The organism is Enterococcus sp. AMC1252, from assembly GCF_058216515.1.
Genome location: NZ_CM177097.1, coordinates 2,636,786 through 2,653,140 on the forward strand (window position 1 = coordinate 2,636,786; position 16,355 = coordinate 2,653,140).

At 34.2% G+C, this 16,355-nt stretch carries 13 protein-coding genes; 5 read left to right on the forward strand and 8 right to left on the reverse strand.

Annotated features, from left to right (window positions below; genetic code table 11):
* Nucleotides 1-218 precede the first annotated feature (218 nt).
* The 5 genes from AC4BB5_RS12455 (at nt 219) to AC4BB5_RS12475 (ending at nt 5,102) form a co-directional block, all read left to right on the forward strand.
* Complete coding sequence (locus AC4BB5_RS12455; RefSeq protein ID WP_490456438.1) at nt 219-974, forward strand: LytR/AlgR family response regulator transcription factor; 756 nt, start codon at nt 219-221, stop codon at nt 972-974.
* 12 nt (nt 975-986) lie between these two features.
* On the forward strand, nt 987-2,300 hold the full coding sequence (locus AC4BB5_RS12460) for a GHKL domain-containing protein (RefSeq protein WP_490456439.1): 1,314 nt from the start codon (nt 987-989) through the stop codon (nt 2,298-2,300).
* Nucleotides 2,297-3,613 carry a hypothetical protein gene (locus AC4BB5_RS12465; protein WP_490456440.1) on the forward strand — a complete coding sequence of 439 codons (1,317 nt, stop codon included), beginning with the start codon at nt 2,297-2,299 and terminating at the stop codon, nt 3,611-3,613. The genes AC4BB5_RS12460 and AC4BB5_RS12465 overlap by 4 nt, the downstream gene beginning before the upstream one ends.
* A gap of 77 nt (nt 3,614-3,690) precedes the next feature.
* Nucleotides 3,691-4,221, forward strand: a complete 531-nt coding sequence (locus AC4BB5_RS12470; RefSeq protein WP_490456441.1) for a transposase — start codon at nt 3,691-3,693, stop codon at nt 4,219-4,221.
* Nucleotides 4,222-4,232: 11 nt separating this feature from the next.
* Nucleotides 4,233-5,102: an IS3 family transposase gene (locus AC4BB5_RS12475; protein ID WP_490459069.1), complete on the forward strand. Its 870-nt coding sequence runs from the start codon at nt 4,233-4,235 to the stop codon at nt 5,100-5,102.
* 119 nt (nt 5,103-5,221) lie between these two features.
* Here AC4BB5_RS12475 and AC4BB5_RS12480 read toward each other — a convergent pair whose 3' ends face one another.
* The 8 genes from AC4BB5_RS12480 to AC4BB5_RS12515 all read right to left on the reverse strand — a co-directional run bounded on the left by AC4BB5_RS12480 (nt 5,222) and on the right by AC4BB5_RS12515 (nt 16,141).
* Nucleotides 5,222-5,905 (reverse strand): DNA-binding response regulator, encoded by a 684-nt coding sequence (locus tag AC4BB5_RS12480; protein ID WP_490456442.1) that lies wholly within the window; start codon nt 5,903-5,905, stop codon nt 5,222-5,224.
* A 26-nt stretch (nt 5,906-5,931) separates the two neighbouring features.
* The gene (locus tag AC4BB5_RS12485) at nt 5,932-8,682 is read right to left on the reverse strand and encodes a putative mucin/carbohydrate-binding domain-containing protein (RefSeq protein WP_490456443.1); all 2,751 of its coding nucleotides are present in this window, start codon (nt 8,680-8,682) and stop codon (nt 5,932-5,934) included.
* Nucleotides 8,683-8,810: 128 nt separating this feature from the next.
* Nucleotides 8,811-11,654, reverse strand: coding sequence for a leucine-rich repeat domain-containing protein (locus AC4BB5_RS12490; RefSeq protein WP_490456444.1), 2,844 nt, complete (start codon nt 11,652-11,654; stop codon nt 8,811-8,813).
* A gap of 28 nt (nt 11,655-11,682) precedes the next feature.
* The gene (locus AC4BB5_RS12495; RefSeq protein ID WP_490456445.1) at nt 11,683-12,771 is read right to left on the reverse strand and encodes a WxLIP family cell surface protein; all 1,089 of its coding nucleotides are present in this window, start codon (nt 12,769-12,771) and stop codon (nt 11,683-11,685) included.
* A gap of 223 nt (nt 12,772-12,994) precedes the next feature.
* Complete coding sequence (locus AC4BB5_RS12500) at nt 12,995-13,678, reverse strand: WxL domain-containing protein (protein WP_490456446.1); 684 nt, start codon at nt 13,676-13,678, stop codon at nt 12,995-12,997.
* 26 nt (nt 13,679-13,704) lie between these two features.
* Nucleotides 13,705-14,379 (reverse strand): WxL domain-containing protein, encoded by a 675-nt coding sequence (locus AC4BB5_RS12505; protein ID WP_490456447.1) that lies wholly within the window; start codon nt 14,377-14,379, stop codon nt 13,705-13,707.
* A 26-nt stretch (nt 14,380-14,405) separates the two neighbouring features.
* Nucleotides 14,406-15,107: a WxL domain-containing protein gene (locus AC4BB5_RS12510; protein ID WP_490456448.1), complete on the reverse strand. Its 702-nt coding sequence runs from the start codon at nt 15,105-15,107 to the stop codon at nt 14,406-14,408.
* Nucleotides 15,108-15,124: 17 nt separating this feature from the next.
* Nucleotides 15,125-16,141, reverse strand: coding sequence for a WxL domain-containing protein (locus AC4BB5_RS12515; protein WP_490456449.1), 1,017 nt, complete (start codon nt 16,139-16,141; stop codon nt 15,125-15,127).
* Nucleotides 16,142-16,355 lie beyond the last annotated feature (214 nt).

Below are 16,355 nucleotides of genomic sequence, written 5' to 3' on the forward strand. Positions count from 1 at the left end.
TATTTTTTGTATCAGAGTTATTGCTGTAGTACACTTTCAATAATACAGTTAACTTTTATCTCACAAAACATTTTGAAAGCGTTTTTTTGTTCCTTTCGAGCACTTTCATAACTTTTATTTAACAATTACTTCCTTTTCTTGTAAAATTAATCTAAAATATACTAAAATAATTTACTTAAACTTTATTTTTTTTACAGAGTACAGGAAAGGAGTCGTCAATGGCATTTAGATCAACGGTTTATGTAGTAGAAGATGACTATGAGTATAGGAAGAAAATTATTCTTTCTTTAAAAAATTATCATTCAAATTTTGTTCAATTCAATGTTTCTTCGATTGATAACCATTTATTCTTTATGGAGGAGCTTCAATCGCTTTCTATTGCGGATACAGATATTTTTATTTTTGATATTGATTTAAAAACAACTTTTACAGGAATTGATTTAGCTTTAGAAGTACGTAAGCATAATCGAAACTGTTCGATTATTTTTTTAACAAGTTTAGAAGATCAAGCGATTCCTATCATCAATAGCAATATTTTACCGATAGGCTACCTGATAAAAAATACTGTTTCTTCCATAAAATTAAGTCAATCGCTCTACGAACTATTAGATAAAATTGAAGACAATTTAAATAATAGTTGGAGAGAAGATCCAAACATCGTTATGATAAAAACAGGTGCTAAAAAAATCTACGTTAATGGTAAAGATATTCTATACATAGAATCAATGAAAGGATTGCGTGGAAAAATTTTAATTAAAACATTTCATGAAGATATCATCATTAACGGACAAATCGGTAAAATAAAAAAACTGGTGGAACATCAGCCTTATTTATTTACATCATTGCAGTCTTACATCATTAATTTAACCTCAATTACAGTTCTTGATAGAGCCAAAGGGATGATTATCTTCTCTAATGGGGATGAGCTATTGGTGGGCATCAAAATTATTGATAAATTGAAAAAAGTATTATAGGGGGGCTTTAGTATGGATAAGTCTTTCGTTACTTCCATAATAGCGGTAAATTTTTTACAAATGATTTGGCTGATCACTTATAAAAAACTACTTTCATTACGTGAAACCTTTATTTTGAGTGGATTTATTGTTATTCAGTTTATATCAGGAATGTTTATCACCGGATCCTATATTGCTTTTTCTCAGTTATTATTTCTTGCCTTACAATTCATTTTCGTTGCGAGGAAATTAAACAACTGGTTTATCCCATCATTATTGATCAGTATTGAAAATTCTTTGATACTTTTGTCATGGATTCCGACCTTAGACACATGGGATATTTTACATATAAATCAGATAATTACTGATTTAACGTATTCTAAATACTTATACTTGTTTATTCTTTTACAACAACTCCTCTTGTTTTTCTTGATTATATTAGTCAGTTACTTAAATAAACGTTTTTCACTATCAAATTCAATTTCATTACTGCCGAAAAAGTATAAACTGCTATCTATTCTAATGCTGCTACTCTTACTTTTACTTAGTGGTCTCAAGCAATTTAGTGTTCTTCAAGGAGATCCTATTTCTGTTTTATACAGTTCTGGCATTGTGATTGGCTCTACCATAATCATAACGTTTAATTTATTACTTGCTATCAAGTACAACAATGAAAAAAAATATATTGAATTACTCTCAGAAGCCTATAAACAAGAAAAAAATAAGGTTACTCTTTCTGAAGAGTTTCGCCAAGAGTATCAAACCTTATTACTTAGTTTAAATAGCTACTTAGAACAAAAAGATAAGGAAAAAGCCATCTCCTTACTTAATAGCATCATTGACTATTCAGATCCTTTACTGACTCCTAACTTATACAAAAAGATTTCCAGTATTAGCAATCCAGCTGTTAGAGGATTATTAACTAGTTTTCTGACGAAATGCCTAACAGCTAATATTGATATCCGTTTAAACGTAACTGATAATTTAACGAATGTAAAAATGAATATTGTAGATTTTATTCGATGTTTATCAATTTTATTGAATAATGCATATGAAGCCACTGAACAGACCAATCATTCCTTCATCAGCATCACAATTGAAGGAACAAAGGACTTTCTTCCCGTAGAGGTTCGTAACACCTACAATGAAGAAAAAAAAGTTTCGTTTCAGACATTGCTACAAAATAATTTTTCTACCAAAATAGGACATCAAGGAAAAGGATTGCATATTTTTATGACCATTTTAGATCAATACCCAGAATGTGATTATACGATTACACAGAAAGAAAACCAATTTATTGCTAATTTCACATTATTGAAAGCTGTCCATGAAAGGAGGCATCTATGACTTTTCCTTTTTTTGCTAGTTTGCTAACATTGAACTATCTCCAGATTATTTGGTTTTTAGGAAATAAAAAATATACTACTCTTCGTCAGACCATTGTCCTTTCGTCGATTCTTATTTTTCATATTCTGTTTATTTTTCTGTTTAATACACCTTTTATCGGACTATTTTTATTTCTTTTTATTGTTTTTCAGCCAATTTTCATCGTTCGACATTTAAACAGTTGGTTATTGATGGCCTTGTTTTTGTATTTGGAAAGTTCTTTGATCATTACATCTTGGTTATTTACCTACGATTTACCTGTTTACTTATCAAGGATCGGAAAGATTTCTCCTGAATTACTCCAACTGCTTGTTCCTTTTTTATTGATTGCACAACAACTCCTATTATTTGTGCTCATTTTATTTGTTAAATGGCTCGATCGAAAATTCCAGCTTTTCGATTCTATTGCGCACGTCCAAAAAAATTATAAAATGACAGTGTTATTCCTTACTTTTTTTTTAATTTTTTTATATTTTTTACGTCAGTTTGCGGTATATAACATCTCTTATAGCTCATTTTTATACTTAACAGTGATTTTACTCGGATTGAATAGTGTATTTCATTTTACTGTTTATTTATATAGTCGTTATTATCAAGAACAGTTACGAAAATTGGTTTTGTCTCAGCAGTACAATAATGATTTAGATAAAATTACTTTGGCTGATGAATTTAGACATGATTATCGTAGTATTTTAGTTAGTTTGATGGGCTATATTGAAGAGGATCGAATGGACGAAGCTTCCGCATTTATTTTGTCAGTAACAGATTATTCAAAAAATTTATTAGACGAGGATAGTTATGATCAATTAAAGCGATTGATGATCCCACCAATTCAAGGATTGCTTTTACGGTTTATTGAGAATTGTGAAGAAAAGGGGATTCATTTGAGAATTTCTATTCCTCAAAAAATCTATGATGTGGATATTTCAGTTCGCTTGATTGATTTTATTAGATGTTTATCCGCTCTTCTTGATTTCATAATAACTCAGCGAACCACTGAATCAGGGGAATCAATCTATTTAACTTTGAAAAAAACGCAGCACTCTCTTTTTATTGAACTAAGTAACCTTCCTAAACAACAATACTCGGAAATCAAACAGCCTGATTACTTGGTTACAGATAAAAAAAATCTAAAAATCTATGGGGTAGCTACCGTACCCATGATGCTAAAAAACTACAGAAAAACTTTCTTTTCTTATTACTTGAATCAGAAAAATTTCTTAATTATACTTACTCTTCCGCTAAAATATGCGTCTATAGTTTCAGAACCATAAAAGGTAAGAGGCTGGGACAACCTGATGTGACCCCCAAAAGTTGTACGTGAAAATACAATTTTTGGAGGTTATTTTTTATGAGTTATTATGAGGTAGAATTCAAATTAAAGCTAGTGAAAGAGTACTTAGAAGGCCCTCTGGGCGGACGAGCGTTGGCTAAAAAATACGGACTCCCATCAAATGCCTTAATTTACAATTGGAAACACTCCTATCAATTATTTGGGAAAGAAGGGCTCAAAATACACCGTTCACCAACAAAATATACTAGTGAATTTAAGCGAGATGTATTACACTTTATAGAAACGACAGGTGCTTCTTTCGGTGAAGCAGCAAGACAATTCAAGCTGCCTAGTGGGTCGATGATTTCTCGTTGGCAAAAAAACTACATCGCTGGTGGTCAAACTGCTCTGTCTACTCAAAAAGGGAGACCAAAAAAAAAGATGAACAAACCAACAAAAAAACTGCAAAAAACAAGCAAACGATCTCGTGAAAAAGAATTAGAACGTGAGAATGAACGTTTACGAATCGAGGTTGAGTATTTAAAAAAGCTACGGACTTTCCAACAGACTATTATGGCGAAGCGAAAAGACGAGTTCAAACCAGAATAGCCATAGAACTTATTGGAAAGTACCGTCAAGATCATGTGTTACAAGCGATTAAGCTACCGCGTTCTACCTTCAATTACTGGAAAAAACAGATAATAAGCGAAGAAAAAATGACTCCCTTGGAGAAACTGATCCAAACAATTTTTGAAGAGAATGATCACAATTATGGCTATCGTCGAATCAAGCTGGCTTTACTGAATATGGGCTATCAAATCAATCATAAGAAAATCCAACGGATTATGAAGAAATATAACTTAGTATGTATAAGCTTTACTCGTCGTTCAAGAAGTTATCGATCTTACAAAGGTTTAGTGGGAACCTTGGCTAAAAACAAGATGAATCGCCGCTTTTCCAGCAGGATTCCAAAACAAAAAATCTTTACAGATATTTCAGAATTCCACTATACTGAACGAAATTCCGAAGGAATTAAACTAAAAAGAAAAGCGTATCTCAGTCCTTTTCTTGATGGTTTTAATGGAGAAATCATTGCCTATCAATTTCAGCAAAAACCAACGTTGGATTGTGTATTGATTCCTTTAAAAATAGCCATTAAAGAAAGTAAAAAGACCCACTTTCGAACAACCATCCATTCCGATCAAGGGTGGCATTACCAAAATCAACAGTATGTCAGACAATTGAAGCAAGCAAGGCTATACCAGAGTATGTCAAGAAAAGGAAATTGTTTGGACAATGCATTAATGGAAAATTTCTTTGGTCTAATGAAACAAGAAATGTATTATGGTCGTAGTTTTTCTAGCTTTGAGGAATTAAAACGAGCAGTTACAAATTATATTGATTATTACAATCATCATCGGATAAAAGCAAAATTGACTGGTATGAGTCCGGTTCAATACCGAATTCATACCAGTCGAATGACAGGTTAATCTACGTACAACTTTTAGGGCGCACATCAACCACTCATGAGGGTTGTCCCAGCCTCTTACCTTTATAATTGAGAATTCCCCTCATCACCTGTGGCTGTAAGTCTTTCTGAATTTGAAGCTTACTTAACTTTTAACATATACCCCTTGGATCGAATCGTTTGAATGAACCTAGGATTAGTCGTATTCTGTTCTATTTTACTTCTTAAATGAAAAACAGTATTCGCAATGCGGTAATTTTTGTCATCAATTCCTGTATCAGCATTCCACAGTTTTCTTTTGAATTCTTCATAAGGAATAGCTTTACCTGGGTTATTATATAAAATCTCCATTGCCTGAAATTCTTTTTTTGTTAAAGGAATTTCCCGCTCTCCATCAATCACAACACTTAAATTGTTTGGTAACAGTGCTAATGCTGTCTGATCAATTATATCTGTTTGGTCTAATTCATGATTGAACGTATGATCTGTCAAAAGGTTATTCAACGTTAATAAGAATTCTTCTGGATATATTTCTGGTGAAAAACAAACTTTTGTCCCTAATTGTAAATAGACAATATTTGCGTGAGAATCGCCTTCTTTTGAAATCAAATAAATTGGAAGACAAGTATTTCGTGTTAGTTCGATCAGCCAATTGCAAGTTGTCGGCATATTTGTTCCTTGGATAACGATTGCATCTACTTTAGTTTTTTCAGATGGAAGTTCATTGCTTTTTATCAGTACAATATTCCAGCCTTTTTCAATTAAGTACTCCATATGAATACTATTTTGGGGTTCTTCTGAAGTTAAAAAGCCAATTGTATACATCCTGTAATCCTCCTGTTAATTTAATATTATTTGATTGGTCCATCAACTAGTGACCAAATTAGTTCTGCTTTGTAGCTCCCTAATTTTACATAGGTCGGGATTGATAGACTGATAGCATTTTCCTTAGCTGTTTGGTCCGTCATAAAGACATCTGTATAATCTCCCAAGCCTTGATCTTTTTCCGCTGAAAAAATCAATTGATTGGTATTGGCTGTCGAAATGATTACTTCCGTTGTTTTTGGTGGATTCTCTAAATCCCCCCCTTGACTAGTAATTGTTCCTTGGGGAATTTTTAAACGCCAACCTTTAAGAATTGTTTCTTTATTTTTTCCATCTTTTGATGAAAAATCAGTCATTGCCACTTGAACGTTCCAGCCACTGCCGACACCCCTTTTATCAATGACTTCTAGACCTAGTTGCTCGCCCATTACTACAGAAGGGTTCCCTGTCTTACCTAATTGAATTTGGTTAAATGAAAATGCTGAGACTGCATTTATCATAAAAGCACTTGGATCTGCAATGACTTCAACGGTTGCGGTGTCTTTTTTTTCTGTTTCTGCTATAGGAAAAAGAGATTCGTATTTCGTCTGATAAACTATTTTATTTTTTTCTGAGAGTTCATTCATAGCTGCCCAAAGTTGTTGTTTTAATTCAGACTCTAATGTTTTTTTAAGCTCTTCTTGGCTATTTATTTCCGCTGCTAATACATCTATTTTTCCCATTAAAATTGATTCAGGATCATTTTTTAGCTGTTCGTTTGCTAAGCCTCTAGCTGTCATTTTAAAGTCGTTTGTATTATTTCCTTTATAAATGATATTGTCAGCACTTATTAAACGGGTCTTGGTTTCAGCATGGAAGATTTTTACTTGATAGCCAGGTGCAAAAGGAAACGTATCTTCTCCTAATGTATTTTTTGTTCCTTTCAGTTCTTTGCTGTAAATGACCTGGCCTGTTGAATCACTCACTTGTATACTGATGTATTTTTTTCCTGCATAATAAGCATGGGGATCTTTATTCGCCACTTTAAAACTTGCTTGTTGAAGATTTGCATTTGTTTTAAAAGAAGCCGCAAGTACGTTTCCTAATCCGTGAAAACGTATTTCTTGATTTAATAAAGTACTTGTATTGATTTTTTTGAAGGTAATAGTATCGTTGTTTTCTTTTTCTTTGATATACATATAATGTTGGTTGAAAGTATAACCAAGCTTCAAGCTATCTACTATCTCTAGGGTATAGACCCCATTTGGTACATTATCAAATTGAATTACTGCGCCTTGAATCACGGATTCTTTAATGATTTTTTTGCCATCTAACAACCGAACTCTTTTCCCTTTGATTTGCTGAAAATCATCGATTTTTACATTCACAGTAAGTGATCCAGTTAGACCTAAGGGAGCAATGGTTTGGTTATCTACAAGTTCAAAATTTGAATTGATCATGATTTGTCCATCAATGCGTTTTCTTGTAGTATCAAGTTGACCCTTTGGTATCACATCCACTAAAGATGCGACTGCTGGATATCTTTTGGAACGATTCATTTCCCCTTGTTTAGTGCTGGTTTTCATTTTCCAGCGATCTAAAGCTGGGGTAAAATCAAATCCGCTTGTTTCGCTGTAATATTTATTCATCAACTCAGGAAGCGGATAATTTGCGGGATTGAATCCAGATTGTTGGGCTAATACACGATAGCCCTGGTACATTTTAGCGTAGGCTTCTTTTCCAGCTTTTTGTTTTAACATAGTCAATAACACTAAGCGTTCTCGAAGGTTTAAATCATCCGTATAGCCTTTTTTTTCATTCACGATTTTTTGATATAATCCATTGTCGATTTGGGTTCTTTTCCCAAAGTTAAAGAGCCAGCTGAAGTTATCTGCCGTCTTTCCAAATTTCTCGTATTGAAATTGTGCTGCCAGCAAGTTATTTGATACTTCCCCAGTGTAAATGCCAACATCATCAAATCCCGCCTGATAACCATGACCAATTTCATGAAGTGGTCCCCAACCTTTTTTTTCTAACCACATATCCGTACTGTTACTAGTATTAGCAGCCCAGTTTACATTATAATATGCCCCACCCGCTCCGCTGACATCTGCTTTTAAAAAGTAGCGATTTTCGCTTTGTCTATTTTCCGGTGAAGAGTCATTCAAACCGATATATTGATCAAACGTCATAAGTATGTCATCTAGATGTTCGATTAGCTCATCGATTGTTTTAAAGTCTTTGAGCTTTCTAACTAATTCTTTATCTCTTTTAGGTAAAAACAACTGAAATCTGGTTCCCTTAATTAGTGCGTAATTGCTGTCATATTTATCCCAGATAGTAAAAAAATCAATTGGATTCCCATGCCATTCATAGATCGGTAGTTTTTTTTGTTGGTTCGTATCAACAATTTCATATTCTATGGATGCATTTGTTTGGCCATATGGTGTAGTGATAAAAGGAGCAGTCGAAGAGCTTGAAGAAATTTCTACCCATTGGGTTCCCACTTTTTTGGATACTTCTTCTTTGGAATCATTTGATAATAACCATACAGTCAATTCGCCTTTAAAAGAGGGATTTGTTTGCCTGATTTTCAATGTTGTATTTTCCCTTAAAACAAAGCCTAAATCTTGACGGTCATGATATCTCCCTTTGGTGATTCCTGCTTTAAACAACCAAGTCGGTTCTTTTATAGCTAAAATTTCTGTTGTTTCCACTTCTGCGGACGCTAATTGGGTTCCACAGAACATAATCAGGAATAAAAATAAACTCACCATAAAATAATAATGTTTCTTCATTTTATCCCTCCCTATACTAGACAAATAACAATCGTTTTTATTATGTCAATATTATAATGTAATCCGTTTTTTAGACTAAATTATGTATTTTCTTTATTTTTCCTTCCATATCAAAGATATTCCCAGCTCTAATTTGAGCTAGGAACATCCTCCAGTGTCCAGGTTACATTACCGCTGTATGTGCCTAAATAATTAGACCCATTCATTTTGTATTGTAATCCTTGTTCCTTATTCCAACTATCTGAAATGGGAATAATTTCGTTATCAGCGTCACTTGTGCCACTTTCAATCACAACTTTTTGACCTGTTACAATCATGTTTTCTGTGCCTTTTTTATCTTTGTACGTGTATTCACCTTGTAGTGTCTTTAAACCAGATGTTAATGCACTTGCTGTGAAACTCAAGCGCCAATGTCCATTATCACGATTATCGAATACTGAAAGTTTCCCAGTTAACTTGACTGGCTTAGTCAAGTCTTGACCTAAGGAAATAGCAAATGACATATCCTCTGGTACACCTTCTAATTTTAGTTCTGGAACTTTTGTTACCACCACAAGTTGATTATTCGGATTCAATTCTGCTTTATCTACGGTTACTTTGTATTTCATTCCTTTAACATAAGGAATCGAAATGGCTTTGTCTGCTGGTCCTTCGTACAAGACAGCTTTTGTCTCTTCATTAATGATTGTAAATTGATGCGTATCATATAATGAAATTGCCGAACCCACTTTTCCTGTAGCATGAAGTGAAAAGTATCCTTGATCCGTTTCATCGAACGGTTTAATGGTAGTAATATCGGTACCCTTGATCGCAAGTGTTGCATGTCCAGTTAATTTTAATTCGTCTGTTCCTTTGATAAAGGTATTCGCATAATTTTTAGTTGTAGCACTGGTGATAAAGCTTGGAAGCTCAGCTGAATTTACTGTGATTTGGTTATTACTGAAATCTAGATAAGTAAATCCATCTTTAAATGTCGGCAGTTGTCCAACAAAGTTATTCATATTCAATGCCAACGTATTCAATTTAGTCAAAGACGCTAAACCTTGAGGAATTTCTCCATTCAGTTTATTTTGGCTCAAGTCTAAATATTCTAAGTCTTTTAAATTAGAAAAACTATCTGGAATACCAGAAGTGAAGGTATTTCCATATATCCGCAAATCCTTCAATCGGCTTAAATCTCCCAATTCCTCAGGTAATATGCCTGCCATTCCTTTATCTTTTAAAGATAAAAGAGTCAGATTTATCATATATTTGATATTTTTAGGAATCAGCTGATTCGTAAATACCCCATCCGTATCTGTATTAACTTCAGTTATTTTAGCTAAATCAGACATGTAGACGTCTTTGTTGATTTGTTTAGGTTTTAATTGATTGTTGATTGCATTGATAATCCAACTTTGGTTTTCAAAAAATGCACTGGTCACAACATCATCCGTTACGTCTACCGGTACAGTAACAACACTTGTCATTTCTGGTAAAAGAGTACTTTGAACCTTCACATCAATAGAATCTTTTTTTACTGTATCGAATACTTTATCTGTTGTAAAACCAACTATTTTAATAGAATCTTCCGGAAAGGTACTTTTCATTTTTGTTAAAACTTTTTCTAGGTCTAAGTCTTTTGTCGTACTATTAACAGGAACCTTTTGTGGTACAGCTGTTGCAGTGATACCTGTAACAATCTCAGCGTAGCCTGTGTTACTGGCAGATGAAACTGGTTCAACACCATATTTTCTGACATTATTTACTGTTAACGGTAACTTGACTGAACCACTCTTAGAATCGTAAAAAGTTGCTGCTTTTTTATTGTCTATACTTTTAAAGCTTGCACTTATTCTAATCGTATTACTTCTCAACTCTTTTAGTAACGTCTTAGGGATCGCAAGATTTAATTTCCCGTCAGAATTTTTACTAATTTTGATTTTACTTGTAATATCTATGCCATCTGACTTAGAAATTTTGAGGTTTGTAGCATCAAATGTTGAAAATAATTTTTCTTTATCCTCTAAAACAACATCTAGCTCTTCTGGATAGTATTGTTCATAAGTAGCAGTAACCGCTTGATTAATAGAATAATTTGCTTGAAAACCATCTGTGACTTTAGCCCCATCAATACTTGGCGCATTATAATCAGGAACTGTAGGTGACTCAATGTCACTTAAAAAAGAAGTCATACTACTAGCATAGTTCTGTGATTGATAACCACCAATAATTACTGGATATTCACTTTCTGACATAATGATATACCGTTGATCAATGTACTCTGTACTCAATAATCTTAGCTTAAGAAATGGCCCACTACTTGCGCTTTCAAATTGTGATACTTGACCTCCTAGTAGAAACTCTCTTGGTTTTTGAAGGTAGATTTTCTTTAAACCAGTCATACTAAATGTATTGTAAGGAAAATCTTCTGCAACTATAGGGCTGATTGGATTCGAAATAATTTGTGGAAATTCCACATAAATATTTTTAACAGCTTCTTTCGTATCACTATAGACTAACTGATAAGATACCCAACCTTGGGCAGAAGATATATCTCGCATATTTGAAGCCACTTTAATTGAGCCACTAGAACTTAACGTTAATTGGTAACGCCAGTTCTCACTGGTAGGTCCAGTCATATAGGTGAATTTCATAGACAGTGGTCGATTATTGTACACTCCAACATTGTTATAATACAACACTAATCCTTTTGTAAATCCTACATTTTCGTCTAAATATTTAAAATAAGGAGTCCCATCACTGGTGACAACATCCTTCAAAAGATCTTGAGCTTTTTTTGTATACGCTGGTCGAATAATTGTTTTATCCGGAGTAAAAGCTGTTCCTCGTGTGATTCTACCTTCTGGACTCATCTCTACGAACAAATCTTCAGGCGAAACGGCTTGAACAAATTGTGCTTTAAAAAGAAATAGGATAAAGATGAATAAGCAAAAAATAATACGATTCAACATTTTTACTTTTGTTTTCATTTTTTATTCCTCCTTTCTTTATTTAGAATTAATCTTCTCTCTTTTGTTGCTTATTTGGACTTTTCTTTTTGCGTTTATTACGTTTTCTTGCTAGGGCTTCTTTACGTTTTTTATCTTTTATCACTTTTACAATCAACAGAATAACAGCGACAATTACTATGACAATTCCTGCAATAATTCCGCCGATTGCCCAATAGTTGGGTTCTTTTTTGACGTCGATTGCTTCTTCGTTTAATTTCTTGACTTCTTTGGCTTTGATCTCAAAATCTTTTTGAAATTTCCACTCATTGTCCTTGGTAGTAGCCACTAAGTTTACAGAATATTGACCTGGCGCTAGTTCTTGATTATCCCAACTAATTGGAAAGTCAAAATTTGAGTTTGGTGCCATTGCCATCTCATCTTTAGTTGTTTGGTGGATAACCTCTGTCGATCCTTTTTTGCTTACTTTCGCCACAACTTTTAAATCATTTACGAATGTTGGCTTTGTATTTTGTAAATTAGCTGTTATGGCTGTTCGATAGTTCAATAAACTGGGTTGGATCGTATTCAATTTTAATTCAGGTGCTACAGGATCATCTTTTTCAGTTAATTGAACACCAACAACCATGGCGTATTTATTAGTAATCTGGACGCCGCCTTCAGATTTTTTCTCTTCTTCCCCTGATTCATCTTTATACACGTAAAATCCGCCCACGATTTTACCAATTAATTCCTCTTCAGGCATTTGTAAACTAAAAGAAACCACTTTTCTCTCTTTTGGTGCTAGGGTCACTTTTTGTTCTTTAGATAAAAGTTTTGTCAAAGGGTACTTAAGAGTAGAGTCTATCGCTTTGTCTTTTTCACTAAAGTCAATGACACCGTTTTGATTGGTTGTTGCCACATTGGGAATAATATTCAACGTGATTTCTTTGTCCCCAGCATTTGAAACATTCAGTGTTAAATCTTGTTTTTGTCCTGGTTTCATTCGTAGATCAAAGTACGTTTGACTTTTATCTACTTGATTTTCCGGGATATTAGCACTAATGGAATATTCCATATCTGCCGCTAAAGCGGGCGTTCCTATGAAAAATAATGTAATTAAAAATAAACTGTAAATCATTGTTTTGACGTTGCGCATCGTTTTTTCCTCCTGTAGTAAATGAGCTTGGGCTAACCTAAAACTTTTGAGACACCCAACTTTTAAAACAGATGTTTTAACGTCTGTGGTGAATAAAATAACGATTAGTTTATTTAGTGTGATCAATCGTTAGAAAGTAGGGGTGGAACAAAATAATTGTTTTGTTCCATGGTCCACTTACTTTCTTAGTATCAATCGATTTTGGCCTTGCTCTTACTCATTTTTATTTCCCTGGTGCGTCTTGAAGCTCCCAGTAAATGGTTGTTGTATAGCTTGTATTTGCTTTAGCTGTACCAGCTAAAATAGCTAATTGGATACTTTGGTTCTTTTCATCAGCTTCTGCTTTTTTCCAAGATTGCATCCAAGTACCTTCACCGGCTTTTTTGTCTGCCATCATGACTTTTTGGTTCGTTGCTGTTAATGACACATCAAAACCTTTTGGTGCAGCGATTGCTTTCCCTGAACTTACTGATGAGACTGTATTATTTTTTAGTGATAATGTCGCACCTTTTAGTTCATCTTTGGTTGCACTTGTAAATGGATCTGCTTTGGCATATAGTGTCCAACCAGCAGAGGTTCCACGAACATCTGTTACTTGAGCATACGGATTTTCATTCATTGCATATTCCACTTGATCGGAACCGCTAATGTTTACTTCACCAAAAATTACATTTGGTACACGATCGATTGTTAAAAGACCTGTATTTCCTGTTCCTGGATTTTCTGGATCAGTTGGATCTTCTCCTCCTGCTGGGGGGCGAACTTCTTCTTCATCTCCTGCCAACATTTGGATATTGATTGTTGATTGCCCATCTGATGCCTTTACTGCTTGCACCTCAGTGTTAAAGCTATCAACTGCTAATACACCTAATACTAATGACGAAAACAAAACCAAACTTTTTTTCATTTTAAATTCTCCCTTTTCTCAATAAATTATTTTACTGGTGCGTTCGCCAGTGTCCACGTTAAATCAGCTTTATATTTACCTACTTTTGCATAACTAGGGATTGTCAAACGAACACCATCTGCCGCTGCCGTTTTGTCATCCATAAAAATATTTGTATATCTACCTAATCCTTTATCTTTTGCTGCTGAAAATACAGTTTGAGCGGTACCAGCAGTATCCAATGTTACAGCGCTCGATTCAGGACCATTAGCCAGATCCCCTTGTTTACTTGTAACAGTCCCTTTAGGAATTTCTAATTTCCATCCTTTTACGATGGTGTCAGTATTTTTATCGATTGTTGAGGTAAAGTTTGTCATAGCAACTTGGACGTTCCAACCAGCACCTGTTCCACGATCATCAACAACTTCTACACCTAATTTTTTACCTGCTTCAACAGTTGCAGTACCAACTTCACCAATTTTGATTTGTCCAAAAGCAAAATCAGAAACAGCATTGATCGTAAAGTCTCCTGATCCTTTTCCTGGTCCAATTGGTTCTTCTGGTTCTTCTGGATTTTCTGGATCGATTCCGCCAGATTTTGTTACTTCAACTTCTGCTTTAGTTGATTTTTCTGTTGCCGTATCTGCTGCAAAAACACTTTGTCCATTGATGAAGACAAGACCCGCTAAAGCAATACCTGCTAATAAATTAATTTTTTTCATTTTTATTGCTCACTTTCTTTATGAGATTATTTTGTTCCTGTTGGTGTATCAATCAATGTCCACGTAATTGCTGCTTCATAATTACCAACAAGATTTCCCCCAGGAATTGTTAATTCGACATTCTCTGCCCAGTCATTGATCCAAGAACCTTTTCCTTTGTCTTTCGCTGCTGTAATAAGTTGTGTTGCAGCTGTACCAATTACGGTTCCTTGAGCATTTGAGGCTGCTGGTGGATTTAATGTATCGCCATTTGCAGCTGTTTTAAATGTTCCTGCAGGAATCTTTACACTGGCACCTTTTAACGTTTTTACATTCTTAGTATCTGTTTTATCTTCAAAGTTGCCGATTTTTGCTTGAACATTCCAACCAGCACCTGTTCCACGCTTATCTGTTACTTGAATACCTAATGTTTCTCCATCTTTAACGATTGATTTCGTTTTTGTTTCCCCACCTGAAATACTTGCTGAACCAAAGTTAAAGTTAGAAACAGCATCAATCGTCAACAATCCTTTTTGACCTGTTCCTCCACCTTCGCCGCCTTCACCTGGATCAATTGGTTTTTCTGGATCTATTGGTTCGTTTGGATCAGGATTTTCTGGATCTTCTGTTTCAAGACTAAATGTTGCTTTGCTATCATATGGTTTTGTACTTTCTGCATGAGCTGCTTTAGCTCCCATTGCAAGTGATGTTAATACGATTGCGCTTGTTAAGATAATTGTTTTTTTCATTTAATTTTCTCTCCTTATTATTTTTTTCCTGGCGTATCTGAGATTGTCCATGTTAATTGCGCTTGATATTCACCAACCAAGACATCTTGTGGAACTGTTAATTTTACAGTCTCTTTCCCAAATTGATCCATCCATGCACCAGCACCAGTTCCATTTGGTGCTTCAAAAACAGTTTGTGCTTTTGTATTTACTTCCTTCACTTCTCTTGTTATTGGTGCTGTAGCGGTTGTACCGCTTGATTTGGCTGTTCCCATTGGTAAATATAGAGAAGCACCTTTCATAATGACTTTATCGTTTTCTTTTTGTTTAAATTCTGTCATTGCAACTTGAACCGTCCAGCCTTTAGCTGTTCCGCGGATATCTCGAATTTGAAGACTTGGATTTTCATTTGTTGCAGATAATACTTCTTGTTTACCCGTTAATTGAAAATCTCCAAAATCTAATGGAGAAACATACGTAATTGCTAGAACTCCAGTATTTCCTGTTTCTCCTGAACCTTCTTCTCCTTTTCCAGGTTCACCGCCAGGAATTTCTGGTTCACCAGGTTCATCATCTTTCCCTGCTTGTAAGTTTACCGAACTAAAAGATTTTGCATCTTTTTTCCCTGTTTCGTCTCCTGCCGTACCATCTGTCGCAAGTGAGACGCTGGGTGCTGCAATACTACCTAATAGTACTGTTGTTAATAACATCGATTTCCATAGTTTCATTTTTCTTCCCCCAATTAAATAGTAATAGCCGATGATAAAGCTTAAAATTATTAATGTTAGGTAACCTGCGGCTATCCATAAAATCATCTTAACTTCACCAGTGTTTGGTAATCTTTTTCCTTGCCCTAGACCTAAATCACCAAATATTCCTCCTTTTTCAGTTGGAGGTTCTTTGCTTTTTAAAGGTGTATTGTCATGGACAAATGTAATACTCGCTTGACTACTTGCATGGTTTCCGGCATTTTTCTCTTCTGCTTTACTACTCTTTGGATAAGTACTAAAACAAATAATTACCAACAAAAATGCAAGTAATCTATTCCTCCACATATAATTCCTCCTCATTAATTCACTTGTATTAAAATGGTGCTGTAATACTGTTTAAATAATACCGATACTTTTAAATCACTTAAATCGAATGTAAACGTTTTTTTGTCTTTTTTACGTTTTTTTATAAATTTTTTATTAATAAACTCTTCATTTTATTGTCAATATAATTTACTATGTATTAGTATTGTTTGATTAATATTTTTTTTAAATACTA

What these genes read in the sequence shown, in the direction of transcription:
- AC4BB5_RS12470 (WP_490456441.1), top strand. Translation starts at nt 3,691, where the DNA reads ATGAGTTATTATGAGGTAGAATTCAAATTAAAGCTAGTGAAAGAGTAC.
- AC4BB5_RS12455 (WP_490456438.1), top strand. Translation starts at nt 219, where the DNA reads ATGGCATTTAGATCAACGGTTTATGTAGTAGAAGATGACTATGAGTAT.
- AC4BB5_RS12480 (WP_490456442.1), bottom strand. Translation starts at nt 5,905, where the DNA reads ATGTATACAATTGGCTTTTTAACTTCAGAAGAACCCCAAAATAGTATT.
- AC4BB5_RS12515 (WP_490456449.1), bottom strand. Translation starts at nt 16,141, where the DNA reads ATGTGGAGGAATAGATTACTTGCATTTTTGTTGGTAATTATTTGTTTT.
- AC4BB5_RS12500 (WP_490456446.1), bottom strand. Translation starts at nt 13,678, where the DNA reads ATGAAAAAAAGTTTGGTTTTGTTTTCGTCATTAGTATTAGGTGTATTA.
- AC4BB5_RS12460 (WP_490456439.1), top strand. Translation starts at nt 987, where the DNA reads ATGGATAAGTCTTTCGTTACTTCCATAATAGCGGTAAATTTTTTACAA.
- AC4BB5_RS12465 (WP_490456440.1), top strand. Translation starts at nt 2,297, where the DNA reads ATGACTTTTCCTTTTTTTGCTAGTTTGCTAACATTGAACTATCTCCAG.
- AC4BB5_RS12490 (WP_490456444.1), bottom strand. Translation starts at nt 11,654, where the DNA reads ATGAAAACAAAAGTAAAAATGTTGAATCGTATTATTTTTTGCTTATTC.
- AC4BB5_RS12505 (WP_490456447.1), bottom strand. Translation starts at nt 14,379, where the DNA reads ATGAAAAAAATTAATTTATTAGCAGGTATTGCTTTAGCGGGTCTTGTC.
- AC4BB5_RS12510 (WP_490456448.1), bottom strand. Translation starts at nt 15,107, where the DNA reads ATGAAAAAAACAATTATCTTAACAAGCGCAATCGTATTAACATCACTT.
- AC4BB5_RS12485 (WP_490456443.1), bottom strand. Translation starts at nt 8,682, where the DNA reads ATGAAGAAACATTATTATTTTATGGTGAGTTTATTTTTATTCCTGATT.
- AC4BB5_RS12495 (WP_490456445.1), bottom strand. Translation starts at nt 12,771, where the DNA reads ATGCGCAACGTCAAAACAATGATTTACAGTTTATTTTTAATTACATTA.